Origin of the sequence: Vibrio nitrifigilis (genome assembly GCF_015686695.1) — a bacterium.
GTDB lineage: Bacteria > Pseudomonadota > Gammaproteobacteria > Enterobacterales > Vibrionaceae > Vibrio > Vibrio nitrifigilis.
This window is the reverse complement of the sequence record NZ_JADPMR010000008.1, coordinates 1-10,302: the sequence shown is the minus strand read 5'-3', so window position 1 is coordinate 10,302 and position 10,302 is coordinate 1. Positions and strand designations below refer to the sequence as shown.

The window sequence follows — 10,302 nt, the reverse complement described above, 5'->3', positions numbered from 1 at the left end:
TCGGTAATAGAAATTACGTAGTCGGTACGAATGCAGATACGTCACCCGCTTGGGTTTCGATGATAGGTAGAGCTGTCAATGAACCAGTCTTACCTTTCACTTCACCGTTAGTGAAACGTTCTACATACTCTGCGCTTACACGAGCAGCACGCTCTAGTAAACGAGAGTGTAAGTAGAATACGTCACCAGGGAATGCTTCACGACCTGGTGGACGACGTAGCAATAGAGAAATCTGACGATAAGCCACAGCTTGTTTAGATAGATCATCATAAACAATCAGTGCATCTTCTCCGCGATCACGGAAGTATTCACCCATTGCACAACCTGCGTAAGGAGCAAGGTATTGCAATGCAGCAGATTCAGATGCTGACGCAACCACAATGATAGTGTTTTTAAGTGCGTCGTGCTCTTCTAACTTACGTACTACGTTAGCAATTGTCGACGCTTTTTGGCCGATAGCTACGTAGATAGAGTAAATGCCAGAATCTTTCTGGTTGATGATCGCATCGATAGCCATCGCAGTTTTACCTGTTTGACGGTCACCGATGATCAATTCACGCTGGCCACGACCAATTGGGATCATCGAGTCAACAGATTTGTAACCTGTTTGAACTGGTTGATCTACCGATTGACGATCGATAACGCCAGGTGCAATCACTTCAACTGGAGAAGTAATTTTTGCTTCAAGAGGTCCTTTGCCATCGATAGGTTCACCCAGAGTGTTAACCACACGACCAAGCAGTTCAGGACCAACTGGTACTTCAAGAATACGACCAGTACCAGTTACTTTTGTGCCTTCCTTAAGGTCAGCATATGGGCCCATTACAACCGCACCTACCGAGTCACGCTCAAGGTTAAGTGCTAGTGCATAACGGCCACCCGGTAATTCAATCATTTCACCCTGCATCACGTCTTTAAGACCGTGAATGCGGATAATACCATCGCTTACCGAAACGATAGTACCTTCATTGCGACCTTCACTAACAACGTCGAAAGATTCGATACGCTGTTTAATAAGATCACTTATTTCCGTGGAATTAAGTTGCATGCTCCAATCCCCATCAAGACTGCAATGCATCGCTCAGACGGTGTAAACGTCCACGCGCTGAGTTATCGATGACTAAGTCTCCGGCTCGAATTACAACCCCAGCTAGTAGGGTCTCATCTATACTGCAATTCAGCAGAACTTTACGCTCGAGGCGCTGCTCTAGTTTGCTGCTGATGTCTGCTTTTTGTTGCTCTGAAAGCTCGCTTGCAGAAATAACTTCCACATCGATTTTCGATTCATGTTCTTTTTTCAGAACATGATATTGAGCGCAGACTTCAGGAACAGCCGCTAAGCGGCCATTCTCTGCCATCACCTTAATAAGGTTCTGGCCAGATTCATCAAACTGTTCGCCACAAACTGCGATAAAAACCTCTGCTAATTTATTGGCAGAGAGAGAACTGGTAATCAGTTCATGAATTTGCGCGTTGTTTGCGACTTCAGCAGCGAATACCAACATTTCAGACCATTGATCTAACTGTTGTTTCTCCACCGCAAAATCAAATGCTGCTTTAGCATAGGGGCGTGCAATAGTAGTCAGTTCAGACATAAGCGCCCCCTGAGTTAAAGTTTTGCAGCTACGTTGTCAAGAATATCTTTGTGCGCATCTTTATCGATTGAACGCTCTAAGATTTTCTCGGCACCAGCGATAGCCAGAGTAGCAACTTGTTTGCGCAGCTCATCGCGTGCACGATTACGTTCAGCTTCGATTTCAGCTTCTGCTTGAGTCAGGAGCTTCTGGCGTTCTTCCAGAGCCTGTTCACGAGCTTCATCCAAAATCTGAGCTTTACGTTTATTCGCTTGCTCAATGACCTCTGTTGCTGTGCGCTTCGCTTCCTTCATTTGTTCAGAAGCGTTGGCTTGTGCTAGATCTAAATCTTTCTTTGCACGCTCAGCGGCTTGCAAACCATCAGCAATTTTTTGCTGACGTTCTTCAATCGCTTTAATGATTGGTGGCCATACATATTTCATGCAGAACCAAACAAACAGGATAAAGGCGACTGCTTGACCTAGCAGAGTTGCGTTCATATTCACAACAGCTACCCCCTATATGGACAGACTTATGTTAATCAAAGGCAAAACGTAGATGTGTTTTGCCACTGGAAATACGTGATTAACCTAGTTGACCAACAAACGGGTTAGCGAAAGTGAATAGAAGTGCGATAACGATACCGATCATTGGAACCGCATCGAGCAGACCTGCGATGATGAACATCTTAACTTGCAGCATAGGAGCCATTTCAGGTTGGCGAGCTGCGCCTTCAAGGAATTTACCGCCTAGAAGAGCGAAACCAATCGCTGTACCTAGAGAAGCAAGACCGACGATAATACCTACGGCGATTGCAGAAAAGCTCAGTAAAGTTTCCATTACTATCTCCAATTATAATTGTTGGCTAAAGTGCCCAATAAAAGCTTTAAAAAAACAAAATATAAAAAATTAATGATCCGAGTCTTCGTGTGCCATTGACAGATAAACGATAGTCAACATCATGAACACAAATGCTTGAATCAAAATTACCAGAATATGGAAAATAGCCCACGGAAGTGAACCGATCCATTGTAACCACCAAGGCAACATCGCCGCACAAAGAATGAATACAACCTCACCCGCAAACATGTTACCGAATAGACGCATACCCAGTGATAACGGTTTCGCCAGCAACGACACCACTTCAATAAGTAGGTTAAACGGAATCATGACAGGGTGATTGAATGGATGTAGAGCCAATTCTTTCACGAACCCACCTAAGCCTTTCACTTTGATGCTGTAAAAAATCATCAAAGCAAAAACACCTAGAGCCATAGCCATGGTGATATTCACATCAGCAGAAGGAACCACTTTTAAATAAGGAACCCCTAACAGATGCTGTGCTGAGTAAGGCAAGAAATCGATGGGCACAAGGTCCATGATGTTCATTAGCAATACCCAACAAAAGATAGTTAGTGCCAGCGGAGCAATTAGCGCATTGCGTCCATGGAAAGTCTCTTTGACGTTTTGGTCGACAAATTCAACTACCATCTCAACAAAACACTGCAGCTTGCCTGGTACACCCACTGTTGCTTTCTTAGAAACTGAACGGAACATCCAAAGGAAGATCAATCCAGTAAACACAGAAAAAAACAGGCTATCGATATGAACGTTCCAGAAACTTGTCTCACTTATTTGCCACCCCAAATCATAGTGCTCAGAAATACGAGCCAATGATAAGTTAGACAAATGGTGCTCAATGTAACCGGACGGTGTTAGCGCTTCACCTGGCGCAGCCATAACTCATCCTATTTTTTGTTGTTAATGAATAGTACTGGTGCAAAGATATTAATACCTAGTACCAGCAAATAGGTTAGTTTCAGGGGAACAAGTTCCACCTGGACATACATGTAAGCAGCAGAAAATAGTGCAATGGTAATGAGGATTTTAAGAGCTTCACCTGTGTAGAAAGACGCCGTGATACGTTTTGCAGCACGAGCCCCACTAAACATGAAAGCGAACAGCGCGAATACAGCATTAGCAATGACAAAAATGCCACCACCTATTAGCGCAGAAAATCCCCATTCAGCATTAACCACAACAGCCATTCCTGTTGCCACAACCATAACCGCGCCCAACTGGATCAATAACAATTGCTTAGCAAGCTCTCGTCCCGGTCTAGCTAACGCAGCTACCATGTATTCTTACCCCACATAAAATGCACCTGACCTAACAACTAAAGCCAGATGCTATGCTAAAAATTTTATATACATACCATAATCTTTGGCAATGTAATTACCACAAAAAGTTACAGTTTTGCTTACAACTCGACAACTTTTCGAATGAAAAGTTGTTTTTTACAATTGATTTAAATCAATTATCTCATTTAGCGTTCTAGCTTGGCAATCACTTGTTCTAATTTGTGAGGTTCATCAAGACTTATTGTTAGTTTGACTTTCCGTTCTTAGATCGCACGATTGAAACTTTTGCATGCAATTTATCGCTAAGGTTCTGTGATATTTGTTGAATTTCTACGTCTTCTACCACGTTTTTATCGTCAGATGGTCCAGAAAGACATTTTTTGACGAGTTGTTCGGTTTGACGAACCGTAAGCTGCTTTTTGGCTACTTTTTCAGCAATATCAGCTTGAAGCTCACCTTCGAGCATCAACAAAGCACGAGCATGGCCCATTTCTAGCTGCTTAGTTTCAACAAACTTTTTAACTTTTTCATCTAATTGGTTTAGACGTAATAAATTGCTGACAGTCGTGCGCGATTTACCAATCACATCGGCGACTTGTTGGTGGGTTAACTTGAATTCGTCTTGCAAACGTTCGAGAGCTTGCGCTTCTTCGATCGCATTCAAGTCTTCACGTTGAATGTTTTCGATCAAAGCCATGGCCACTGCAGCACGGTCTTCAACACGTTTAATAAGACAAGGAACTTGTTTTAGCCCAGCCTGACGTGCTGCTCTCCAGCGACGCTCTCCGGCTATAATCTCATACCCACCAGTTTCTAGTGGTCGAAGCTTATTTTCTGCTTGCAGAAAAACATCGAGCTGAGACTGCTCAACATCTTTTTCTTGGGTAAGTTCAACGACTCGCTGAGCACATTCAAGCGCAAGATCTTGGTGACCCTTTTCACTTGCTGACAAAGCATTTTGCTCATATTGAGTAATGCTTAATTGAATATCAGAACTTTCTTCTCCGCTATTTTACGCTTAGCCATAATTGATACCAAACTTTCATCAGCATCACGAATAGCAGAACGAACTCGCGAATTTCCTGTTCTAGAATACGTAATTGATTTGCATCTACTACTGATTCAGCAGCATCATTAATACCGCCTTTAAAGGCAGAAAATAATTTTTTAAATACAGACATTGTGGTTACCTTCTCAATTAAATTAAAACTCTTCATACATACCGATCAGCTCAGCAACATTATTAAATAATGTTTCCACTTCAATCTGGACACTTTCTAATTTTGATTGGGAAGATAAAGTACCAAACGCTGAATAATACCATTCACTATCAACTTCAGATAAACCAACTGTTGTTAATGGAATAATTTTATGCGTTTGAAGGATATATGTGTTCAATGCAGTTTTATCGCTAACTTTACTCACTGGAAATAGTAGAGTTTCTACAACTATTTGACTACCAGACACTGCTAAGTAAGCAGTAATACCATCATGATTAGTAATAACTAAACATGAATCATTGTCGCTAATATTCCATGTTGGGTAAGCTTCAGACAAGCTACTCTTGATCAATTCGATATTCATTAATATCTCTCTTTTTAGCCGTTGACGTTAACGTGTGATAAATCACTTTTTAATATTTTTTTCGGATAATATTCGTTAACCGAAACTAAGGCAATTCTACGTCTAAAATTAAAAATGGCAGCAGGTAAAACCTAGAGGTGTGTTCCAAATAGTACACCATGTTGGGGATACTTCGATAAGGGAGTGGAGCCTCTTTTTCACTTTCATGTACACTTCGCTGCGTTGGCAAAGGTTCCCTAAATTTAGGTTATACGATAGCAATTGATACTCGATTAACCTCTGGGAGAGAAAAATAAAAACACCAAAAATAGGTGATAGATACATGCACATACTCAAACGCATATCGGTACTCGTTGCATTACATTTGCAGCGTGTTACATGGCTAGGAATATTGGTTACGACACTCTTTCACTATGGAATCTGCTGGTTAACATTCAATGCATTAGGAGAAAACGAGCTAACTCAAATACCTCGCTTTTTTACTTTATGAATGTGACTGGCTCAACAGTTGGTTATGGTGATTACTCACCAATAACCACAGCAGGACAACAGTTTTTAGCTTGGTATCAAATGCCGGTTAGCATTGCATTATTTGGTGTAGTTCTTGCAAAAATATCAAGCCAAATTAGAGATTTTATTGAAAGGAATATAAAAGGTATGAAAGATTTCGCTCACTATCAACAACACGTGATTATCATCGGCTGGCATGTTCCTCACACCAAAACGCTCGTGGATTGCATTTTGGCAGATAAAAAACGCGAAAATGGCCGCATCATACTCGCTGTTGAAGATGAAACTATGCTCCACCCTTTACAAGAATATAAAGAAGTCGACTTTGCTGTCGTGAGCAGTTTTGCAGATAGTAGCGAGCAGCAGCGCTTAGCTTTAAATACAGCCAATCGAGTTATTATCTATGATCAAAATGATGAACGAACATTAACTACGGCGTTGAGTATAGCAAACCAAGTGAAAGACGAGTGCCACATTGTCGCTTACTTCAACGATGCAGCTAAAGCCGCTCTTTTGGATAAACACTACAAAAATATCGAATGTAGCACTAACCGAGCTGCAGAATTATTAGCACGTTCAATGCAAGACCCAGGTGCGTCACGTGTACTAAACCAGTTATTGAGCCCAAATATTGGCGCAACTCAATACACACTCAAAGTACCAGATATAGAACCTGTATCTGTTGCAGAGATTTCTCGCTACTTTAAAGAACACTATAATGCGATGCTCATTGCCATTGCTCACATGCAATCAGGTGATGATGTGGTGCTGAATCCAGCACCAGAAACTCTGGTTACCTCGGGAATGTATCTACATTATATTGCAAGTGAGCGCTTACATTCGAAGCAACTCGACTGGCAGTGTAGATAGCCTATACCCAAATGTTCTCAAGATGCAGGAGTGAGTGCATCATCAATACACCTAGGTCAAGCTCTATCACGGAAAGAATGGTCATCCCCTTTCAACATAGAATCACTCTATCCGCACATCTTTGCATTGAACAAGAGCGAATACATTCTCACTGAAATCGCATCTTGAGGTTACTTGGAAATAATGGGTTGGCTTCCAGCCAACCCATTTGCTCTTGTTCGCTCTTACTCGAACTCTATTTCAAATGATCCCAAGATATATTAGAAACAATCCGGCACTTGTCGCATTTGAAATGAAAAATGTCATGAAGCGGTTCATCAAGCAACCATTCCCCACCACATTTAGGGCAACGGCGTGATTTTTCTTCCGCTAAACTTTTGCCGCCGACACGATACTGATAGTAGTACGTTGGCACCTTAGTTAAATACTCAATGCGCCCACGAATATCCCAACCACGAATAAACAAGTCACTATCTACATCACAGATTTCATGCAGCGCAGCATGCTCTGCCTTGCAACTGCCCGCCATTTGGATTTCATCACACGCCTGCCATTCCGTTTGCCATTTCACAACAGACTTATGGTCACCATTAAACGTCGGCTTATTGCGGTAAAGAGGGATCGGCAATAAGTTTTCACCGCTACGCAATGGTGAACAAGTATGCACATAAGTGGTATATAGCACTTGCCAACTGGGAGCCATATTCTCAGCAGCTTGCTCTGAATTCATATCTCGGCCTAATAAACGAACTTTTGGTGCGAGTAAGCAAGCATCATTCAATCGTTCAAGGCAGACATGAACATAATCGGAGTGATTACGAGGATGTAAGCTCTCTTTTTCTGGGCAGACGACGCGAACAAAAAACTCCCCTTCCCCCATAACAACAGGAAATTCACGTCCAAGGATCTGGCCATTAAAGCGTAACGCTTCCATCAAGCCATTAATCGATTTTTCAACGGCACTAATGGTCGTGTTGTCAAAACACTCAAATTCAAGCTCTACTACATACATATCAATACACCACAGGATTTACTTGGGTCAAAAATTCCACCAGCGTTGGCGCTAATACTTGACGTTCTTTACTTCCCAACGTTTCTAAAATAACTTCACCACTTATATTACAGATTGAAACAACCTGCATTTCATCATCGGTCGTAGCAATAAATACCGTCGGTTTTTGTTTCAAACGCCTTTGCATGACTAAATGTCCAAGAATGTTTTCTTGTAACCGAATGAAATCGTCATCGCTCCATACTTGCAACAAAGTCAACGCGTTATTATTCCACTGAGCGGGGATATCTGCGCTATATTGACTTCCATAAAACAAAGCAATATCAGGATGTAACGTCAGCTCTATTGCCTCTTCTATATTAGAAAAATCAGCCTGAGAGTCGCGCACAACAGGTAACCAATACACGCTATGATCGGTGGTTTCTTCAATACAGGGAGAAGGTAAACCTACCAAATCATTATCTTGTGGTAAGTGGCCAGTTTGTTGTTGGCATAGCTCAACAAATCGTTGGCTCAACGAAAATAAAGCCGAATCTGCTGACGACATATTCTTCTCCATTGTTATTTGTCCTCTACTCGTTAATGACACACGCGCAGGGATTGCGTAAAATTCTCAGTATTCTAATCGAATTAACAGTAAAAAATGAGCAAATATTCAGATGCAAAAGAGTTAGCTGGTCTAACACTTGGGAAAAAAACCGCGTACGCGACTCAATACGATGTAACTCTATTACAACCCGTCCCGCGGAGTCTAAACCGTGATGATCTACATCTAGGTGAGGCTCTTCCATTTCAGGGATGTGATATTTGGACATTGTATGAGCTTTCTTGGTTAAACCAACGTGGACTGCCTCAAGTTGCGCTTGGGCACGTTGCTATTCCTGCTACTAGTGCGAATCTGATCGAATCTAAGTCGTTTAAGTTATATCTGAACAGCTTTAACCAAACTCGCTTTGCTGATTGGAACGAAGTACAAACCACTTTGATCAATGATTTATCAGCATGTGCCGGTGAAAACGTTACTGTTGAAATCATGCCTGTTGAACATTTTACCGCTCAACCTATCGCCACCATGCGCGGTGATTGCATCGATGAACAAGACATTGAGATCAACGATTATCAATTCGACACCTCATTGTTAGAAGGCGCAACATTAGCCGGTGATTCGGTTACCGAAACATTACATAGCCATTTATTGAAATCGAACTGCTTGATTACCAGTCAACCAGATTGGGGCAGTGTTGAAATAGAGTACACCGGCAAGCAAATAGACCGTGAAGCACTATTGCGTTACATTGTTTCTTTTCGTGAACATAACGAATTTCATGAGCAATGCGTAGAACGTATTTTCACCGATATCATGCGCTTCTGTCAGCCAAGCAAACTGACGGTATATGCTCGTTATACTCGTCGTGGAGGGCTGGATATCAACCCATTCCGCTCAACAGAAACGGCAACTCCCGCTAATACTCAACGTCTAGCTCGTCAATAAAGGACTGATTACATAATGACTTTTACTCGCTGGCAATCTTGTTTTACGTTGCTTCTGATATGGTTTTCTTGTGGAGCCTACGCGACCATTTATTCCGCGCCCTCTCTCAATGAAGCCGCAGGATTGATTGATATCAGTCCTGCTCAAGCAAAAAAGCTGACCAGCGAGTATTTGCAAAACCGCCGCTTAACCGATAAAGCAGAAAAAGCACCGAATACCATCGCAAGAGATGAAACTGATACACGAATCAGAACACCTGGGAGTACGGTTGACGCATTACAATTGCTCGCACAAGCGGAATTTAATTTAGGTAATACCCTCACAGCATACGACACACTCGATCATGCGGAAAAAATGACCCATGACTATCAACTTCCCTATCTGCATTTAGACGTCAAACTGTTGCAAGCAAAGCTGCATTGGCTCGATGATGAAAGTGCAGCAAATGCCAATGAACGAATTGATAAGATCGAGAAACAATTTAAACAGATCAAAAACTCTGACCAACTCGCCGCTGGTGTTAACTACAAACTGACTATGTTACGGGCAGAAGTCGCGTCTAAAGCTGACCAAACTTCCATTGCTGACAAATTATTTGATCAAGCAAAATCCTATTTAAACATTGCTAAATCCACACGTGTAAACATCGACTATCACCTATTAGTCGGCCAACATTACTTAAACCATGAAAGATACAATTTAGCGCTTTCCGAATTGTTAAAATCGTATTGGGATTCAATCGAAAGTGATTCGGGTGCAATGTTAGCCAAAACCAATGCGCTATTAGGGCGGCTATTTTTCGAACGACAAGTGCTCGATAAAGCGTTAGTTCACCTCTCTCAGGCAGCTGATTTCTATGGTAAATACGACAAATCACCGCTGTTAGCGAAAGTGCTGAAACGCATGGGAGACACCTACTTTCTGCAAAGTAAATTCAACCTTGCTTTAGTTCATTACTTCAATGTGATCGATCATGAAACCAGCAACAGTGATATTGCCGATGTCATCGAAACACGTCTATCCCTAGCCTCAACCTATTTGCAGTTGTACAACTACCCATTAGCCGACCAATATCTTAAACGTGCTGAAGAGCTCCTAAGTTATAGTGATATCCCACTA

General features: G+C 41.9%; 12 protein-coding genes and 2 pseudogenes. 3 read left to right on the top strand and 11 right to left on the bottom strand.

Annotated elements, in window-relative coordinates; translation table 11 throughout:
- Window positions 1–19 precede the first annotated feature (19 nt).
- From atpA to I1A42_RS24475, 9 genes and pseudogenes are all read right to left on the bottom strand, one after another.
- Window positions 20–1,048 (bottom strand): annotated as a pseudogene (gene atpA / locus I1A42_RS24515) (F0F1 ATP synthase subunit alpha); the annotation flags it as partial.
- A gap of 13 nt (window positions 1,049–1,061) precedes the next feature.
- The gene (gene atpH / locus I1A42_RS24510; protein ID WP_161155700.1) at window positions 1,062–1,595 is read right to left on the bottom strand and encodes a F0F1 ATP synthase subunit delta; all 534 of its coding nucleotides are present in this window, start codon (window positions 1,593–1,595) and stop codon (window positions 1,062–1,064) included.
- A gap of 14 nt (window positions 1,596–1,609) precedes the next feature.
- A complete protein-coding gene (gene atpF / locus I1A42_RS24505; RefSeq protein ID WP_161155698.1) occupies window positions 1,610–2,080 on the bottom strand; it encodes a F0F1 ATP synthase subunit B in 471 nt (156 codons plus the stop codon).
- 79 nt (window positions 2,081–2,159) lie between these two features.
- Window positions 2,160–2,414: a F0F1 ATP synthase subunit C gene (atpE, locus tag I1A42_RS24500; RefSeq protein WP_002540812.1), complete on the bottom strand. Its 255-nt coding sequence runs from the start codon at window positions 2,412–2,414 to the stop codon at window positions 2,160–2,162.
- A 69-nt stretch (window positions 2,415–2,483) separates the two neighbouring features.
- On the bottom strand, window positions 2,484–3,314 hold the full coding sequence (gene atpB, locus I1A42_RS24495) for a F0F1 ATP synthase subunit A (RefSeq protein ID WP_161155696.1): 831 nt from the start codon (window positions 3,312–3,314) through the stop codon (window positions 2,484–2,486).
- 8 nt (window positions 3,315–3,322) lie between these two features.
- Complete coding sequence (locus I1A42_RS24490) at window positions 3,323–3,712, bottom strand: F0F1 ATP synthase subunit I (RefSeq protein WP_161155694.1); 390 nt, start codon at window positions 3,710–3,712, stop codon at window positions 3,323–3,325.
- 188 nt (window positions 3,713–3,900) lie between these two features.
- Window positions 3,901–4,541, bottom strand: a pseudogene (locus I1A42_RS24485) (ParB/RepB/Spo0J family partition protein); the annotation flags it as partial.
- 181 nt (window positions 4,542–4,722) lie between these two features.
- Window positions 4,723–4,896, bottom strand: a complete 174-nt coding sequence (locus I1A42_RS24480; RefSeq protein ID WP_196125803.1) for a PspA/IM30 family protein — start codon at window positions 4,894–4,896, stop codon at window positions 4,723–4,725.
- A 22-nt stretch (window positions 4,897–4,918) separates the two neighbouring features.
- Window positions 4,919–5,299, bottom strand: coding sequence for a DUF2170 family protein (locus I1A42_RS24475; RefSeq protein ID WP_196125801.1), 381 nt, complete (start codon window positions 5,297–5,299; stop codon window positions 4,919–4,921).
- A gap of 378 nt (window positions 5,300–5,677) precedes the next feature.
- Between I1A42_RS24475 and I1A42_RS24470 the strand changes: the two genes are divergently transcribed.
- Window positions 5,678–6,679: a potassium channel family protein gene (locus I1A42_RS24470; RefSeq protein ID WP_196125799.1), complete on the top strand. Its 1,002-nt coding sequence runs from the start codon at window positions 5,678–5,680 to the stop codon at window positions 6,677–6,679.
- A 235-nt stretch (window positions 6,680–6,914) separates the two neighbouring features.
- On the opposite strand, the gene I1A42_RS24465 is transcribed toward I1A42_RS24470, so the two are convergent.
- The gene (locus I1A42_RS24465; protein WP_161155038.1) at window positions 6,915–7,691 is read right to left on the bottom strand and encodes a Zn-ribbon-containing protein; all 777 of its coding nucleotides are present in this window, start codon (window positions 7,689–7,691) and stop codon (window positions 6,915–6,917) included.
- 1 nt (window position 7,692) lies between these two features.
- Window positions 7,693–8,238, bottom strand: a complete 546-nt coding sequence (gene syd, locus I1A42_RS24460) for a SecY-interacting protein (protein WP_230389333.1) — start codon at window positions 8,236–8,238, stop codon at window positions 7,693–7,695.
- 96 nt (window positions 8,239–8,334) lie between these two features.
- Between syd and queF the strand changes: the two genes are divergently transcribed.
- Window positions 8,335–9,183 carry an NADPH-dependent 7-cyano-7-deazaguanine reductase QueF gene (queF, locus tag I1A42_RS24455; RefSeq protein ID WP_196122743.1) on the top strand — a complete coding sequence of 283 codons (849 nt, stop codon included), beginning with the start codon at window positions 8,335–8,337 and terminating at the stop codon, window positions 9,181–9,183.
- 15 nt (window positions 9,184–9,198) lie between these two features.
- Window positions 9,199–10,302 (top strand): tetratricopeptide repeat protein (locus I1A42_RS24450; protein WP_408063549.1); only part of this gene is annotated, 1,104 nt, incomplete at its 3' end.

Bases quoted from the DNA above. Each gene is read 5' to 3' on its own strand.
- atpB (WP_161155696.1), bottom strand. From the start codon at position 3,314: ATGGCTGCGCCAGGTGAAGCGCTAACACCGTCCGGTTACATTGAGCAC.
- atpH (WP_161155700.1), bottom strand. From the start codon at position 1,595: ATGTCTGAACTGACTACTATTGCACGCCCCTATGCTAAAGCAGCATTT.
- syd (WP_230389333.1), bottom strand. From the start codon at position 8,238: ATGTCGTCAGCAGATTCGGCTTTATTTTCGTTGAGCCAACGATTTGTT.
- I1A42_RS24475 (WP_196125801.1), bottom strand. From the start codon at position 5,299: ATGAATATCGAATTGATCAAGAGTAGCTTGTCTGAAGCTTACCCAACA.
- atpE (WP_002540812.1), bottom strand. From the start codon at position 2,414: ATGGAAACTTTACTGAGCTTTTCTGCAATCGCCGTAGGTATTATCGTC.
- I1A42_RS24465 (WP_161155038.1), bottom strand. From the start codon at position 7,691: ATGTATGTAGTAGAGCTTGAATTTGAGTGTTTTGACAACACGACCATT.
- I1A42_RS24490 (WP_161155694.1), bottom strand. From the start codon at position 3,712: ATGGTAGCTGCGTTAGCTAGACCGGGACGAGAGCTTGCTAAGCAATTG.
- I1A42_RS24480 (WP_196125803.1), bottom strand. From the start codon at position 4,896: ATGTCTGTATTTAAAAAATTATTTTCTGCCTTTAAAGGCGGTATTAAT.
- queF (WP_196122743.1), top strand. From the start codon at position 8,335: ATGAGCAAATATTCAGATGCAAAAGAGTTAGCTGGTCTAACACTTGGG.
- I1A42_RS24470 (WP_196125799.1), top strand. From the start codon at position 5,678: ATGGCTAGGAATATTGGTTACGACACTCTTTCACTATGGAATCTGCTG.